This is a genomic window from Niallia sp. M35 (assembly GCF_050971705.1).
Taxonomy (GTDB): domain Bacteria; phylum Bacillota; class Bacilli; order Bacillales; family Cytobacillaceae; genus Niallia; species Niallia circulans_A.
This window is the reverse complement of sequence record NZ_JBPCEP010000003.1, coordinates 218,465-235,184: the sequence shown is the minus strand read 5'-3', so window position 1 is coordinate 235,184 and position 16,720 is coordinate 218,465. Positions and strand designations below refer to the sequence as shown.

Genomic DNA, 16,720 nt, shown 5'->3' with positions numbered 1-16,720 from the left:
GGAGGTCATTAGATGGAACCGAAATGGTTACAATGGGCGAAACAGCTGCAAGCAATCGCCCAAGCCGGATTAACCTATTCAAAGGATACTTTTGATTTGGAAAGGTTTGAAGATATCAGAAAGATCAGCTTAGAAATTATGTCGGAATATACCAAGGTGAATGAAACAAGAATTCGTGATCTTTTTGCAAATGAAACAGGGTATGCTACGCCGAAAGTAGATATTAGGGCAGTAGTTTTTCAAGGTAATAAAATACTAATGGTGAAAGAGAAGACAGATAATTCCTGGGCCTTGCCAGGAGGTTGGGGCGATATTGGCTTAACTCCAGCTGAAGTCGCAGTAAAAGAAGTACAAGAAGAATCAGGATTTAAGGTGAAAGCAGTAAAATTAATTGCGGTTATGGATAAGAAATGCCACCCGCATCCTCCATCTCCTTACCATGTATATAAAATGTTCATCCAGTGTGAGATTGTAGGAGGAGAGGCGCAGGAAGGAGTAGAAACTAGCTCTGTCGGTTTTTTTGCAAAAGATGATCTCCCGCCTTTATCCATTCCAAGAAATACAGAATCACAAATATTACTAGTTTTTAAACATATGGCTAATCCGTTGGAGCCTGTTTATTTTGATTGATTCTTTCTTTCTATTCTTTAGAATCAATTAGTTGAATTGTCATTTTTTTATAATTAAAATGGAATAGAAGTGAAATAAATTTTGAGGGTGGAATATTTATGAAGGAAAATGAAATACATACATTTCGTCAAGCAGACCACGAGATTGATCCTATTTTTTTAAATCGTTGGTCACCCCGTTCTTTTTTAGATAAAGAAGTTTCTGAAGAAGTCTTAATGCGCCTGTTTGAGGCTGCTCGCTGGGCGCCTTCTGCAAATAATTTGCAGCCATGGCGTTTTATTATTGCTCGAACGGTAGAGGAACGATCATTATTTCATTCTTTTATTTTTGAAAGAAATTTAGAGTGGTGTAAAAATGCACCGGTATTAGCAGTGCTTATTTCGGATAAACAAAATGGGATGCATGCCTTTGACAGCGGAACTGCATGGGGATTCTTATCCTTGCAGGCTATAAAAGAAGGTTTAAAAACACATGCTATTGGTGGATTTGATAAAGCAAAAGCTCGTGAAGTATTAAACATTCCAGAAGAATTTGATATTCAAGTAACTATTGCCATTGGTTATCAAGGGGATAAAGAAGCGTTGCCGGAAGATTTTCAAGCAAGAGAAATTCCGTCTAGCCGCCGTCCGTTAGAGGAATCGATTTTGCAAGGTAAATATAAAAAATAAATAAGGAAAACAGACGCTTTGTATCATACAGGCGTCTGTTTTTTCTAATGTAAACAAATATTATGTTCGCTTAATAAATCTATAAGAGCAGGTCGTTCATTCCCGTCTCGTCCAATTACATGGGTTGCAGTTATCAAGGAATTTAGCACAGCTTCTTCTGTAGCTTCTCCAACGGCTCTAAATGCAACATCGATATCCTCTTCATGAATGGTTGAAATAGGGACACTGGAATAAGGATTTTCATGTGGAATTTTTGTTGCCGTAGAAAAACCAATGACTACTTCACCGCTTCCAGTTGTAATAATCGAACCTGTTCGTGATAATCCTGTTACTGCGCGCTTAATAATTCGATTTAATTGTCTTTCCGAAACGGGAAGATCAGTAGCTACGATGATGATGACAGAGCCCTTATCTTTATCTTCATTTGCTTGTGTAAGCTTTTTTTTGAGCTGTTGTCCGATTGGATTCCCTGCTATTACTAGATCACTCAGCGTACCAAAGTTGGTCAGAGCCAGTACTCCTATTGTATAGCTACCATGTTCCATATGTATTATTCGGGAAGAGGTTCCAATTCCACCTTTTAAAGAATAGCACAGCATGCCGCGGCCAGCACCAACTGATCCTTCATCAAATTCCGCAGAAGCATTAGCGATTGCCCCGAAAACATGGTCTTTCTTAATCTTTCTTGCTCTCACATCATTAAGAAACATATCGTTACACTCACACACAATGGGATTAACAGTACCTGTTGTTCGACCAATATCCTCGTTATGCTCTAGCATATATTCAATTAATGCATCAGCTGTCACACCGATACTTAATGTATTGGTTAAAAGAATAGGTGTTTCAATTGTTCCTAATTCTGTTATTTGCATTAAACCCATTGTTTTACCAAACCCATTAATTACATGGCTTGCAGCGATTACCTTTTCTTTAAATATATTGCCTGGATGGGGCATTATTGCGGTAACACCTGTCTGAGTGTCCCTATTATTTAAAGTAGCATGGCCAACTGTGACACCTTCTACATCTGTAATGGCGTTTCTTTTACCTGTTTCTAATTTTCCAATTGTTATTCCATAATCTCGAAGCCTCTTTTGTCCATTCACTTAAAAAAACCGCCTCTCCTTTTTATTATTTTTATTTTTTCAAAAATCAGTCAGTTAATCAAGTTTAAGATAATTTATCTCTCTATGATGAAATTCTTAAGTATAATAATAATAAGTAACTAGCTAGAATATGGCTTTAACGAAGGAGAGAGATAAAATGCAAACCGACCAATGGAAAATAGGGATATTTCTATTCAATGATGTGGAGGTATTAGATTTTGCTGGCCCGTTTGAAGTGTTTTCTGTTACAGCAAGAGAGGATGGGTCTAAACCGTTTATCGTGCAGACTATTTCGGAAACGGGACAAATGATTCGAGCGAGAAATGGATTAAAGGTATATCCGGATTATAGTTTCCAAACAATGCCTAAGTTCGATCTTTTAATCATCCCAGGGGGACTAGGTGCAAGAGAACGAGAAGTACATAATAAAACGGTGATTAATTGGATTAAGGAACAAATGGGAGAGGTTCAATGGATGGCTTCTGTATGTACGGGAGCGTTATTGCTTGCTGAAGCAGGGCTGCTTGATGGATTGAACGCGACAACACATTGGGCGAGCCTCACAAGGCTTAAGGAGGAATACCCACAAGTGAATGTGGTAAAGAAGGTGAAGTTTGTCGATGAAGGGCGCATTATTACTTCAGGTGGCATCTCGGCAGGTATTAATATGTCCTTTCATCTTGTCAAACGTTTAGCGGGTGTGAAAATAGCGAAAGAAACAGCAAAAAGAATGGAATATGATGTGGAACTTTCTTAAAAAACTGCTTATATAGCAATTTTTTTATGAAACGAAAGATGAGAAATAAACTAACAAGAAAAAACAATGGTAGAACATATGTTCTGTGATGGTAAAAAAGGCATAATACGGAATGAAACAGAAGGAAAACGAAAAAATATTTGACAAAACTTAATGAAACGGAATAAGATGAATTTAGATTTTAATGGGAAAGGGAATAGTATGCTAGCGGAGGAAAGAAGAAAATTAATTTTAGAAATAATTTCTAGAGATGGGAAAGTTATTGCTAAAGATCTAGCAAGTAAATTTGAGATGTCTCTTGATTCCATTAGAAGAGACTTAACAATCATGGAAGAACAAGGGTTGCTGCAAAAAACATATGGTGGTGCCATTCTCTCTGAACCAATACCTAAAGTAAGAACAATGCCGCCGCCGTCATCTATTCGATATGGAACGGCTGCCCAACACGAAAATGCTATTTCAAAATTAGCAGTATCATTTATTAAAGAAAATGATACGGTTTTTATTGGAGGAGCAGGTATCCATTATGGAATGGTAAAATATTTGCCAACTGATTTCCCTTATACAATCGTTACAAATTCATTGAAAATTGCCGAGCTTATTAGAATGAAAGAAAACATAAGTTCTTATTTAATCGGAGGGAAATTAAGAGGAGCTTCATCAAGCAGTATAATTGATTGTATTGCAATGGAAATGATGCGCAAATTTTCCTTAGACATTTGTTTTTTAACTGGTGGAGGAATTAATGCCAAAGGTATAAGTACCTCTACTCCTGAAGCAGCTGCATTTGCTCAGACAGTTGCCAGTGTTGCTCAAAAAGTGGTCTGTTTAGCACCCCATGAAAAAATCGGTCGTGAAATGTTTATGCAATCCGTACCAATCGAAGAAATTGATATCCTTCTAACAGATCTTGGTGCACCGCAAAAAACGATTGATGAAATGAAAAAGAAACAACTAAAAATAAAATTTGCTGATTTACGTTGATTAGATAGATTGGAATAGGAGATTTAAAATGAGATGGATGAATATAGAGGGACCTTCTAAACTAGAAGGATCCTTATCAGTACCAGGTTCGAAAAATAGTTCTTTGGCAATTCTAGCTGCTGCATGCTTAGCTAGTGAGCCTGTAACATTAAAGAACATCCCAAACATTGCTGATTTCAAAGTACTTCGTCAAATTGGAGAAGAAATAGGATGTATCATGGAGCGAGATAGCCGCGGGGATGTTTATATTGACCCGACTAAAATATATAATCCGATAATTGAACCTGAAAAGTCAAGGAAGTTTAGAACAGCTTATTATTTCATTGGAGCATTACTTGCTAAATTCGGAAAAGTATCACTTGGCTATCCTGGCGGGGATGATTTTGTAAGCAGACCAATTGATCAGCATATAAAGGCGTTTGAGAAAATGGGCGCAACTTTTACTTTTCATGAAGATTATTATGTGGTGGAGGCCAAAAAATTAAAAGGGGCAACAATCTATTTTGATACGATTACATCAGGTGCCACTATTAATAGCATGCTAGCAGCTGTATTAGCTGAGGGAGAAACAATTTTATTAAATGCTGCAAGAGATCCAGAAGTAACAGATACGGCATTATTTTTGAATAAAATGGGTGCGAGAATTAAAGGTGCTGGTACGGATACAATCAAAATTAAAGGTATAAAAAGCTTGAATGGTTGTAGTTATACCGTAATTCCTGACAGGCTAATTGCTGGAGCTTTCCTGATTTCATCAGGGATTACAGGTGGAACGATTACAGTGAATGATATTATCCCAGAACACCTAACATCTTGTCTCACGAAACTGGAAGAGATCGGTGTCGGTTTGGAAATAAAAGAGAATAATATTACGTCTTTTCTAGATGGTAGTTTAAAAGCATCGAGGGTAAGAACTGCTATGTTCCCTGGATTTCCAACGGATTTGCAACAGCCATTAACCGTTTTGTTAACACAAGCACAAGGGAAAAGTATACTTCGCGAAACTGTTTATCCGAACCGATTTAATCATGTATACCAATTAAACAAAATGGGTGCATCTATTGAAGTATCAAATGGGATTGCCCATATAAAAGGAAAGTCAGCTTTACACGGAGCCTTAGTGCATGCTTCAGATGTCCGTGCAGGTATTTGTCTAATGTTAGCTGGAGTAATAGCAGAAGGGACGACAACAATTACTGGAATTGAACATATTGAACGAGGATATGATGAGGCAGTTGCAGCTTTTAACAGCCTTGGTGCGAAAGTCTCTTTACATCATTCTGATGAAATTACAAATGATCTATTAATGATGCAAGAATTCGAAAAAATAATGAGATAGATAATATATTTTTCCTAAATTGATAGATAACTAGGGGAGAATTAACTGACCAAAAAACCAAAGATGTTCTTTGTATAGACGTCTTTGGTTTTTTGAATGATTTTAGCTATAATATATTTCAACTTGCAGTATAAAGACATTTCATCCTTTTAAAAGTATAGAATATTTATCAATATACGTGAGTGGCGGATTTATGATTTTTTATAGATCAAAAAAACAAAAAAACTAGTTTTAATCGTTTTTTTTGACGAAAGATGAAATTAATTTTTAGTAGTTTTCAATGAAAAATTATATAGAGCATATAAAAAACTAATAATAATTTTTAATAAGCTAACTAAATAAATTTCAAATGTCCATATAGATACGATGCAGTTAGTTAATAATAGATTGTAAGAGATAACAATTTTTTAATTTTGTCTCACTATCTAGAGTATACTTTGGAATGAGATGTGATTTATTAAAATTTTAATCACTGTGTATAATATATATTATGTAAACTAGAATAAAAAATAATTAAAGTCCTTATAATCCAATTAGTAATCATTCCCCTTTTTTTACGATAAAGATGATCCTAATAAAGAATCATCTTTATTAAATATTAAATAATTTTAACAATCATTTGTACCATCAATGCACTTATGATAATTAACAAAAGAGTTTTTGCTGCTTTTTGAGAAACTTTTGGCAATACGAGCAATCCAATTTGTGATCCAATAATGGAACCAACTGCCATGCAAATGGCATAATACCAATTAATAAAACCGTTCTGGTAATAAATAATAAATCCTCCCATACAGCTGCCAAGAATAATAACTCTTGTCATTTGCACAGCTTTCATATAGGTGAAATTACTTTTTAAATAAAATAAAATACTAAATGTGGCGGATCCTGGTCCAAATCCCCCATCATATGCTGCAATAAAGAAAGGAATGTATAATCTTTTCTTTATTGTTTTTTGTTGTTTTTGCTTTTTATCTTGTTGTATAGTAGCAGTCCATTGTTTATTTTTCATTGTCACTATTAAGGCAAAACAAAGTAATGCAAATGCAATGATATTCATCGTTTCTTCCTGTATATTAGTAGTTACTAGTGCTCCCCCTATTCCACCTAAAACAGCGATTAGGATAGTAATTAATAGAAAGTGGACACTTAGCTGTTTATTTCTTATTAAATAGAAAACACTAGAAAGTGCCGCAATTCCTGAGGAAAACTTATTTGTAGCGATACTTGTTTGAATAGGAATACCTGTTAACATCATACCAGGAACGGTAATTAAGCCACCCCCTCCTGCTAATGTTCCAATAAAAGAAGCTCCTAAGCCAATTAGCATTAATGTAAAAAGTTGATAATTCCCCTCCCTTCTTCCTAAAAATGCTGTTGTTAGTCCGATTGATACTAGTATGATTAGAATAATACAGAAAAAGATTTTTTGACGTTTTATTTGTATTTGTTGTTCGCTTTCTTCTTTTATCATTGGTAAGTTCATGATTATAGGCTCCTTTTTACCATTTCTAATAAAAAGGTTATATAATTATAATAGATAACTCTAATATATATTTCTTGTGTATATATAAATAATATTTATAGGAGTGAAGATTAGTGAACCTTCATGCTCTGCGTATATTTATCACCGTTGCCTCTGCAAAAAGTGTTACAGATGCAGCAAGAGTTCTTTCTATTAGTCAGCCTGCGGTAACTATGCAAATCCGAAATTTAGAAAAAGAAACAGGATTGACATTAATTGAGTCAGCGGGAAGAGGAATTAAATTAACAAAGGAAGGAGATTTTTTATATAAGCAAGGGGAACGTTTATTTGATTTAGAAAGAGATATTGAGGGGAAAATAAACAAACTGAAAGCTGGAATACTAGATAATATCAAAATAGCATCCACGCATTTACCGGCTAATTTTTTATTACCATCTCTATTAGCAAAATTGAAAATAGATAATCCTTTACTCCATATAGAGTTATATAGTGGTAATTCAAACGAAGCGATTGAGAAATTACTCCGCTATAAAGTAGATTTAGCACTTGTTGTAAAAGAACGGTGGGAGCAACCGGAATTGCATGTCACACACATAATGGATGTTGATTTTTGGTTCATCGTGCCGCGAAAGCATAAATTTGCTGGTGAAGAAGTTTCGTTTTCACAGTTGGTTCAAGAGCCTTTTTTAGTAAGAGAAAATGGAAGCTCAACAAGAGACATGTTATTTTCTTTGTGTAAAATTCATGGTGTGAACCACCCTCCTATTGGATTGCAATTTCATGGCTTAAACGAATCTATTCATTCAGTTATTGCTGGTTATGGAGTCATGTTAGCTCCTTCACTTGCAGTTAAGGAACATGTGCTTCGTAAGGAAGTAGGTGTGGTTAAAGTGAAAGGAGTTGAAATTAAACGGCCGATATTCCTTTGTAGACGCAATGAAAACGTAGAGCTTTCTCCTCTCGTTAATCAATTACTGGATACAATAAGAAATATGGATTATATGAAATAAAATGGGGGTTTTTAGATTTTCAATGAAGTTAAGGATTTTAGCTGTCGTTTTTTAATTCTTATTGTTTTCCAAGGAACGACTGGTGAAATTCGTCTATTTAATCTCACCAGTCCCGGTAATCCTTAGGAAGTCTAAAAGACAAAATCATTAATAGAAAATTAGGGGTTATTCGATATATTACTCCTTATCTTTTATATCCCTCTCTCTATTCAGGTCTCTAATTAATTTGTGTTTCTACTTTCTCAAAGTGATAAATCAATGTTTTGTAATCTTCTTTTACCCGTGGGATGGTTACTCCTGCATAGTTAAGTTCACTGCCGGAATATAGTCTTCCGGTTGCTACATCCTTATAGATTGCAAGATCTTCCAGATAATAAACAGGGAGATAGTTAACTGGCACAGCAGGCCGTGCTATCCCGTTAAAATAAACAACGATCGCTTCTTTTTCATTTTTAAACATCCATGCACTTTCGAAATATTCTCCTGGCGCTTTCAATCGGTAAAATTTTCCGAACTGAAAAAGCTTTCTCTGTTGTTTATAAAAAGATATTTGGTTTTCTATTTCTAGTAGTTCCTCTTCCTCTGCTTCTGTTAAATCTAACTCGTATCCAAGATTGCCACTCATTGCAACCCTTCCCCTTGTTTCAAGTGAAGTGATTCTTCCCACCTGATGGTTAGGTACGCTAGAAACATGTGCTCCCATCATAATCGGAGGATAAAGCAAACTGTAGCCATATTGAATCTTTGTCCTGCATAATGCATCTGTATTATCGCTTGTCCAAGTCTGGGCCATATAACGCATCATTCCAGGGTCAAATCTCCCCCCTCCGCTTGAACAATTTTCAAATAGTACATTTGGAAATTGATTCACTAATGTATCTAGGATTCGATATAAGCCTAGTATATATCGATGGGAAATCTCTCCTTGCTGATCTATAGGAAAAGAGGTACTGCCAATATCGGTTATATGTCGGTTCATATCCCATTTAATATAATCAATTTTGCCTGTTACTAAATATTCCGATAATACGCTTATTAAAAAGTCTTGTACTTCTGCATTAGATAAATCTAGGACTAACTGTCTTCTTCCTTCTATGGGCTTATATCCATGGGTATGGATAATCCAGTCTGGGTGTGCTTTAAATAGCTCACTATTGGGGGAAGTCATTTCTGGTTCGAACCATAAACCAAACTTCATTCCTTTATTTTTCACCATCTCAGCTAAACCAGCTATTCCGTTTGGCAGTTTATCTTTGTTCTCGATCCAATCACCAAGTGAGGAAGTATCGTCATTTCGGTTTCCGAACCAGCCATCATCTAATACAAACATTTCTATGCCTATTTGTGCTGCTGTCTCCGCTAATTTCCAACTTTTTTCTTCTGATATATCAAAATAATTGGCTTCCCATGTATTCAATACGATTGGCCGTTCTTGATTTCGAAATGACTTAGGGCATAGATATTGTTGATAAAGTGTATGGAAAGTATGACTCATCTCATTTAACCCAAGATTAGAATAAACCATCACAGCTTCTGGGGTATCAAAGCTGCCTCCAGGTGAAAGCTTCCATGAAAATCCTTCCGCATTTATGCCAAGTTGTACACGTGATGAACCATATTGTTCTACTTCAACTTGTGCTTGGAAATTCCCACTATAAATAAGATGGAATGCACGTACTTCTCCGCTGAATTCATCTGTATTCGGATTTAAAAGGGCTAAAAATGGTTGATGCTGCGGACTGCTTGCACCACGAGTACTTTCTATTTTTTGAATTCCGTTATGCAATTTCCTTCTACTTATATTAGCCTCATTTGTGTGAGACCCGTAAAGAGTTAATAAATCAAAAGTAGCTGCCGCGATATCTACTTGAAGACTTCCGGCATTATCAAGGAATACCTCTTGTTCCCCATGATTGAGAAAAGCAACATGTCTTGTTATAACCGGTAGTTGTTCATAAAGATGATAGTAAAGCTTCATTTCCAGCTGCTGAATATCATCATATAGGGTTATAATTAATGTCGTAACATTGGTATCTTCTCCTTCTAATGTAGGTAAACCTTCCAGTGGCTGTTTCCCAGTTATGATATCAAATTTCTTAAAAATAAAATCAGTGCGTGTTTGATTGGTATGCGAACGTATTGTATAATTCGAGATTCGATGATCACCGCTTTGTTGCGTACTTGTTTCCAGAGGGAGTGCATTTAAGCTAAACACTCTCTCCTCAGGAAACGGATTAGTGGCAAAGCCGCGATCTATCATTTGAATCTGAGTGCTTCCATTAAAACTTTCTAGTCTTCTTCCCCAATATCGATGACAGACATATTTATCTTTTTCTATGGAGAGAACATAACTTATTTTCTTGTTTTGTAAATGAAGTGTCTTGCCATCTTTTTCAAGAAATATAGGCAATGAAGTACCTCCTTGCATACGTTTTTCTTTCTATACCAGTCTATTTCACTAATTAAGAATTAAGGGACGAACATTAGTTCCTTTCTGATTGTATTAAGGTTAAAGCTTTCTCTCCTACCTTAATATCTGTATCCTTAATGCTACTAATCTCTAAGTATTCACTAGAATTGGTGATAATCATCATCACAGTAGAATCAAACCCTGCTTCTTTGATTTTCGCCATATCAAATTCTCCTAGCAAATCACCTTTTTTCAACTTTTGACCTTGCTTAATATAGGTTTTAAACCCATCTCCTGCCATTTTTACTGTATCTATACCGATATGCAGAAGAATTTCTGCACCTTTTTCCGATTGAATTCCATATGCGTGGTTAGAATCACTAGTAACTGTCACAACTCCATCAATAGGAGCATAAATCTTCCCTAAACGCGGAATAATGGCAATTCCTTTTCCCATTGTACCAGAAGCGAAAACCGGATCATTTACACTCGTTAAATCAACAGCGTTCCCCTCGACTGGTGCCGCAATCTCTTCACTTAATGCTATTTGTCTATTAATCGTAGAATCTTTTTCTGTTGTTTCAGTACCTTGAGAATTAGTAGATGGAACATTCAATTTTTTTCGTCCATAAAGCATTGTAGCTGCAAAGGCGAGCACAAAACTAATAACAACTCCAATCAAAAACATGGGAATTGCTTTAGGGCTTATAGCGATAAAGCCAATTATTCCGGCAGGACCTAAAGATACATTGCGCACTCCAGTGAATCCCATAAATGCTGCTCCTACACCTGCTGCAACAAGGCCGATAAAAAATGGGAATTTAAGTTTTAAATTAACCCCAAATAATGCTGGCTCTGTTATTCCTAACATAGCTGAGAAAGAAGCTGAGGATGCTAATCCCTTTTGCTTTTGGTTTTTTGATAAGAAGAAGATCGCTAAACATGCCGCTCCTTGTGCTACGTTAGCTGCTGATGCAATTGGAAATAGAAAGCTTCCTCCAGTTTTTGCAATATCCGCTAACAATTGTGTTTCTATCGCTGGGAAGGATTGATGCAAACCTGTTAATACAACTGCAGAGTAGCCCAATCCAAATAAACCATAACCAACTCCACCAAGTGTATCAATTAACCACAGTAATCCATCTGTTAATTGATTGGAAACACCACGTAATAATGGACCAACAAATGCAAATGTGACAAAACCAGTAATAATTACGGAAAACAATGGTGTAAAAGTAAAATCAACTGCATTGTTTAAATGCTTATGAAAGAACTTTTCAAGTGTTGCCAAAATCCAAGCTACTCCAATTACAGGTAAAACTTGTCCTTGATAGCCGGCTTGAGCGATATGTAAGCCGAATACATCCCAATGCGGCATCTGCCCTGAAGCAACAGCTTCTGCTACTCCATAGCCATTTACCAGTTCGGGCATAACAAGCATCATCCCTGCCGCTGCTCCAAGATAAGGATTTCCGCCAAAACGTTTTGTTGCAGAAAAACCAATTAAAATTGGTAAGAAGGCAAATGGTGCAGAGGCCATTAAGTTGACAATTTCTGCGAAGCCTTTAATACCTGGGACCATTTCAACAATAGATTTTGGCCCAAATAAACCCTCTCCTGTTAAGACATTATTTAAAGCCATTAGTAGCCCGCCGGCAACTAAAGCTGGAATTAGCGGAACGAAGATATCGGATAAGAGCTTTACTAATTTCATGACAGGATTCGTTTCTTTTTGTGCCGTTACTTCTTTTAAATCATCTTTTGTTGCTTCCCCAACACCTGTGATGCTAATTAATTCTTTATACACTTCATTTACGTCACCAGGACCAACGATAATTTGAAATTGACCATTCGCTTCAAATGTTCCTTTTAAATCTGGATCATCATCTAAAGCTGCTTGGTCAATTTTTTTTGTTTCTTTTAAAACAAGTCTTAATCTAGTTGCACAGTGTGTAGCAGCAATTAAGTTATCTTCACCCAACGCTTTGGCTACACGTTCAGCTACTTCTCTGTGTTTCATGTAAATTCCCCTTTCTATTAAATCGCTTTCAAATCCTTTTGCACGATTAATTTAACATCGTTTTCATTTTATGTCAAACGTTTATCATAAAATTTTATTTTATTTAGATAAATGTAATAATTGAACTGATAGTAAGTGAGAAAACGTTTGACATATTTTTGAGAACGTTTTAAAATTCCCTTAAGTACACTTATGAACTACAATGAAGGAGTTTTAATTACATGACAGATATTGTTAGCAATTGGACACGAGATCTTAGATATAAACCCTATTCAGAATGGGACATTGACTATAAGAATGCTTTAAATAAATCAGTGGAAAACTCCAAGTGGCGTACCGGATATCATATTGAGCCCAAAACAGGTTTGTTAAATGATCCAAATGGCTTCTCATTCTTCAATGGAAAATGGCAGCTCTTTTTTCAGTACTATCCATTCGGCGCTGTCCATGGTTTAAAAAGCTGGTACCATTTAGAAAGCAAGGATTTAGTACATTGGCAAGAAAATGGGATTGCCCTACAATCGGACAATAATTTTGATTCACATGGGGTTTATTCAGGTTCAGCATATCCCATTGATGAAGACAAGCTCTTCCTCTTTTACACTGGTAATGTTAGGGATAAAGATTGGAATCGTTATAGCTTCCAAAATGGGGCCTTTATGTATAAAGACGGAACCATTCATAAATTTCCTAAACCATTGATTAACCAGCCAAATGAAACAACAGATCATTTTAGAGATCCGCAAATTTTTTGTTATCAAGATCAACTGTATATGATTATTGGTGCCCAAAAACAGTCAGATAAAAAAGGGGCGATCTTTCTCTACAAAGCATTAGAAAATGATATTAAAAATTGGACATTGGTTAGTGAATTAGCATTTTCTGATCAAGAACTTGGCTTTATGATTGAATGTCCGAATCTTATCTTTATTGAGGATGTGCCTGTTCTCTTATTCTGCCCACAAGGCTTATCTAAGAAAATTCAATCCTATGAAAATATTTATCCAAATATGTATACCATTGGAGATACGTTTGACCCTGTTAAGGCGGCGATCACTAAAACTACAAATTTGCAAAATCTTGATGAAGGCTTCGATGTCTATGCAACACAAGCATTTAATGCTCCTGATGGCAGGGCCCTTGCGATTAGCTGGATTGGATTACCGGAAGTTAATTATCCGACAGATCAAGAAGGTTATCAAGGTGTATTAAGTTTAGTGAAGGAACTTACATTACAAGATGGGAAACTGAAACAATATCCAGTAATAGAAACAAAAAAATTGCGGGAAATGGAGACGTCTTTTCATGAGTCATTTGACACGAAGACCAATCGATTTGAACTTGAAGTAATCATACCTGAAAATGAAATTGTGAAAATATTGCTCTTTTCAAATGTGGATAAAACGCGTTATTTAGCCTTTACACTCGATTCGGTAAATGGTAAAGTTTCTGTAGACAGAGAATATGCAGGCGAACGCTTTGCACAAGAATATGGTTTCCAGCGGGAAGCATATGTTTCGAAAAATACAGATATAAAAGTAAATATATTTGCTGATACCTCCGTTTTTGAGTGCTTTGTAAATGAAGGAGAACGAGTTATTACAGGACGTGTTTTTCCAGATGATTCACAAACATTAATTTACCTGCATTCTAAACGTAATGTCAGCGGTACAATATGGAGACTAAATAATCAGAAGAGGTAAATTAAAATGGTTGCAAAATTAACCGATGTAGCCAAATTAGCTGGGGTGAGTCCTACAACGGTCAGCCGTGTTATTAATAAAAAAGGCTATCTATCAGAAAAAACAATTGCTAAGGTTCATGATGCAATGAGAGAGCTTCATTACCAACCAAATAATCTTGCTCGCAGTTTGCAGGGGAAGTCCACAAAGCTAGTGGGATTAATTTTTCCTGCTTTAAATAATGTCTTCTATGCGGAATTGATTGATCATTTAGAACGAGAACTTTTCCGTGCAGGGTATAAAACAATCCAATGTAATAGTGAACATAATTCAGATAAAGAACGAGAGTACATTCAAATGCTCCAAGCAAATCAAGTAGAAGGAATCATTGCAGGTGCGCATAACTTAAACCATGATGATTACACGAATATCAAGGCACCTATTATAAGCTTTGACCGTTTCCTTGCTCCTAATATTCCAATTGTAAGCAGTGACAATTATCAGGGCGGTGTTTTAGCAACACGCTCCTTGCTCAACCATGGTATCCAAAAAATAATCATGTTAACTGGAAGCAATGATGTTAAATCACCAACCTATTTACGAACAAAGGGCTATATAGATGAAATGAACAATGCTGGTTTACAACCAAGAGTATTTTCTATAAATGGAAGCTTTACTCCCTTGAGAAAATCAGTTGAAATCGCTAAAATACTTAAAACAGAGCAGCCAGAGGGAATCTTTTGTTCAGATGATATGAAAGCACTTTTAGTAATAAATGAAGCGGAAAAACTTGGTTTAACACCCCCGCAAGATTTTAAACTAGTTGGATATGATGGGACTTCCTTTATAGAGGATTACTTCCCTAAACTAACTACAGTGAAGCAGCCTCTTGGAGAATTGGCTAAGCTTTGTGTAGAACTTCTTATTCAAAAAATAGACGGAGTAAATGATCAGGAAGACCGCTATGAAATCCCCGTAAAACTAATAAGCGGACAAACAAGTTGATTTTATCCTTGTTTGTCCGCTTATTTTTTCAAGTCTAGTAATCCCCTTCCTTTTCTACTGACTTTTCTCTGAAACAGTTGGCAACTTTATTCTCTAAATTGCCCACTTGGTATTGGTAATGAGAAAGACAAGAATCTAGCTAATGCTGAGTTACATTCTCTTGTTTTTTACTTCTTAAAATTCCTCATTAATTAAGTCAGCTATTACTCCTGAAGCAGCTCTGCTGCCTTGGCTTGCAGCGTTTATTAACTGTGGTGGTGTTAGTAGAGTATTATCTCCACTTGCGTATACTCCTTCTATATTAGTTCGCCCAAGAGCATCGGTTTCCACTCCACCCATCTTATTTAATGTACATCCAAGTGCTTCAGCAAAGGGAACGGCTTGTTGAAGTTCGGCTGTGACAAAGCCTCCTTCTCTATCAACCTCTTCCCCATTTTTAAAGATAATCTTTTGCAATTGTCCCTTATCACCGTACAGCCTGTCTATTTCATGTTCGATTACTTTAATATTTTTGTTATTTAGCATGTCAAGTTGCTCTTTTGTAAGTATCTTCTTGCCGTTTGTGCAAACGATAAGGTTTTTACTCCAATTAAAAAGCAATTTAGTTAAATGAAAAGCATGATCATTTTCTGCCAATACTGCTAAAGCTCGATCTTTAAGTTCCCACCCATCACAAAATGGACAACTATATATGTTTTTTCCATAAAAATGATGCAAGCCAGCAATATCGGGCAGAATATCAATCAGTCCAGTAGATAATATAATTTTCTTTGCCTGATATGATTCATTTTGATCAGTGAAAATGATGAAGTATTTATTTACCTTTTTAATCTCTGTAACTTGTTGGTGTTTAAAGAATACATCGGGATATTTTTTTAATTCTTCTTTCCCAAGTTGCTTAAATTGGGAAGGCTTAATACCGTCTCTTGTTATGAAACCATGGGATTCTTGGGTAACGGAATTTCTAGGTTTATCGTCGTCGAATAAGATCGTTTTCATTCGTGCTCTTCCAAGAACAAGTGATGCATTTAAACCGGCTGGGCCTCCACCTATTACAATACAATCTAACAATACTTTTTCCTCCTCAATAAGAATAACATATATTAAAGACTCTTAATATCCGTAATTAGACTAAAAATAAAGATGAGTTATCACCTTTATGTTTTACTTAGCATTATGTTCAATTTGATTAGCAATATCGCGTATATATTTTTGGCTTAAATGTTCACGCATCTTTGTTTCAGCCTCTAACATGACATTTTCAATTAAGCATTCGCCGTTTTTTCTATCATCATGTTCCAATGAACAGGTAAACAAAGATGTCTTTCCCTCAATAGCTGTAATAACATCTAAAAAAGAAATTTCCTCGGCCTGTTTTATAATACGATAACCGCCATTAACACCTGGTGTTGACTCAATTAAGCCTGCTTTAACAAGTTTGGTTAATATTTTCGATAGATATGTTGGTGATAAATCTTGGATTTTGGCTAATTGATCTACTCCTACCGTTTTCCCTTTTGTTGCAAGGGTTAAATAGACCATTGTGTGTAATGCATAATTCGTTGCTCTTGAATATTTCATCATACTACCTCTTTACGGATATATTAAAGACCTTTAATG

14 protein-coding genes are annotated in these 16,720 nt (G+C 35.8%); 8 read left to right on the top strand and 6 right to left on the bottom strand.

Features of this window, described 5'->3' with window-relative positions; translation table 11 throughout:
* Positions 1 to 12 precede the first annotated feature (12 nt).
* Positions 13 to 630, top strand: a complete 618-nt coding sequence (locus tag NiCM35_RS04985) for an NUDIX hydrolase (protein ID WP_433778803.1) — start codon at positions 13 to 15, stop codon at positions 628 to 630.
* 98 nt (positions 631 to 728) lie between these two features.
* Positions 729 to 1,298 (top strand): nitroreductase family protein, encoded by a 570-nt coding sequence (locus tag NiCM35_RS04980; protein ID WP_095328859.1) that lies wholly within the window; start codon positions 729 to 731, stop codon positions 1,296 to 1,298.
* Positions 1,299 to 1,342: 44 nt separating this feature from the next.
* Here NiCM35_RS04980 and NiCM35_RS04975 read toward each other — a convergent pair whose 3' ends face one another.
* A complete protein-coding gene (locus NiCM35_RS04975) occupies positions 1,343 to 2,407 on the bottom strand; it encodes a DmpA family aminopeptidase (RefSeq protein ID WP_095328858.1) in 1,065 nt (354 codons plus the stop codon).
* 157 nt (positions 2,408 to 2,564) lie between these two features.
* Between NiCM35_RS04975 and NiCM35_RS04970 the strand changes: the two genes are divergently transcribed.
* The 3 genes from NiCM35_RS04970 to murA all read left to right on the top strand — a co-directional run bounded on the left by NiCM35_RS04970 (position 2,565) and on the right by murA (position 5,487).
* On the top strand, positions 2,565 to 3,164 hold the full coding sequence (locus tag NiCM35_RS04970) for a DJ-1/PfpI family protein (protein WP_095328857.1): 600 nt from the start codon (positions 2,565 to 2,567) through the stop codon (positions 3,162 to 3,164).
* A 153-nt stretch (positions 3,165 to 3,317) separates the two neighbouring features.
* Positions 3,318 to 4,148 carry a DeoR/GlpR family DNA-binding transcription regulator gene (locus NiCM35_RS04965; RefSeq protein ID WP_433778800.1) on the top strand — a complete coding sequence of 277 codons (831 nt, stop codon included), beginning with the start codon at positions 3,318 to 3,320 and terminating at the stop codon, positions 4,146 to 4,148.
* A 28-nt stretch (positions 4,149 to 4,176) separates the two neighbouring features.
* Positions 4,177 to 5,487, top strand: a complete 1,311-nt coding sequence (gene murA, locus NiCM35_RS04960; RefSeq protein WP_095328856.1) for a UDP-N-acetylglucosamine 1-carboxyvinyltransferase — start codon at positions 4,177 to 4,179, stop codon at positions 5,485 to 5,487.
* 598 nt (positions 5,488 to 6,085) lie between these two features.
* Here the strand turns inward: murA and NiCM35_RS04955 are convergent.
* Positions 6,086 to 6,973, bottom strand: coding sequence for a sulfite exporter TauE/SafE family protein (locus NiCM35_RS04955; protein ID WP_095328855.1), 888 nt, complete (start codon positions 6,971 to 6,973; stop codon positions 6,086 to 6,088).
* Between the two features lie 113 nt (positions 6,974 to 7,086).
* Here NiCM35_RS04955 and NiCM35_RS04950 point away from each other — a divergent pair, with 113 nt between their 5' ends.
* Positions 7,087 to 7,983, top strand: coding sequence for a LysR family transcriptional regulator (locus tag NiCM35_RS04950; protein WP_095328854.1), 897 nt, complete (start codon positions 7,087 to 7,089; stop codon positions 7,981 to 7,983).
* Positions 7,984 to 8,200: 217 nt separating this feature from the next.
* On the opposite strand, the gene NiCM35_RS04945 is transcribed toward NiCM35_RS04950, so the two are convergent.
* Together NiCM35_RS04945 and NiCM35_RS04940 are read right to left on the bottom strand one after the other, a co-directional pair.
* Positions 8,201 to 10,393, bottom strand: coding sequence for an alpha-galactosidase (locus tag NiCM35_RS04945; protein WP_341122908.1), 2,193 nt, complete (start codon positions 10,391 to 10,393; stop codon positions 8,201 to 8,203).
* A 73-nt stretch (positions 10,394 to 10,466) separates the two neighbouring features.
* Positions 10,467 to 12,413, bottom strand: coding sequence for a sucrose-specific PTS transporter subunit IIBC (locus tag NiCM35_RS04940; RefSeq protein WP_123257713.1), 1,947 nt, complete (start codon positions 12,411 to 12,413; stop codon positions 10,467 to 10,469).
* A gap of 221 nt (positions 12,414 to 12,634) precedes the next feature.
* Between NiCM35_RS04940 and NiCM35_RS04935 the strand changes: the two genes are divergently transcribed.
* On the top strand, positions 12,635 to 14,116 hold the full coding sequence (locus NiCM35_RS04935) for a sucrose-6-phosphate hydrolase (protein ID WP_095328851.1): 1,482 nt from the start codon (positions 12,635 to 12,637) through the stop codon (positions 14,114 to 14,116).
* Between the two features lie 6 nt (positions 14,117 to 14,122).
* Positions 14,123 to 15,100 (top strand): LacI family DNA-binding transcriptional regulator, encoded by a 978-nt coding sequence (locus NiCM35_RS04930; RefSeq protein ID WP_123257712.1) that lies wholly within the window; start codon positions 14,123 to 14,125, stop codon positions 15,098 to 15,100.
* A 174-nt stretch (positions 15,101 to 15,274) separates the two neighbouring features.
* On the opposite strand, the gene NiCM35_RS04925 is transcribed toward NiCM35_RS04930, so the two are convergent.
* Both NiCM35_RS04925 and NiCM35_RS04920 read right to left on the bottom strand, forming a co-directional pair.
* Positions 15,275 to 16,171, bottom strand: coding sequence for an NAD(P)/FAD-dependent oxidoreductase (locus tag NiCM35_RS04925; RefSeq protein WP_433778796.1), 897 nt, complete (start codon positions 16,169 to 16,171; stop codon positions 15,275 to 15,277).
* Positions 16,172 to 16,264: 93 nt separating this feature from the next.
* Positions 16,265 to 16,681 carry an RrF2 family transcriptional regulator gene (locus NiCM35_RS04920; protein ID WP_123257710.1) on the bottom strand — a complete coding sequence of 139 codons (417 nt, stop codon included), beginning with the start codon at positions 16,679 to 16,681 and terminating at the stop codon, positions 16,265 to 16,267.
* Positions 16,682 to 16,720: the final 39 nt, after the last annotated feature.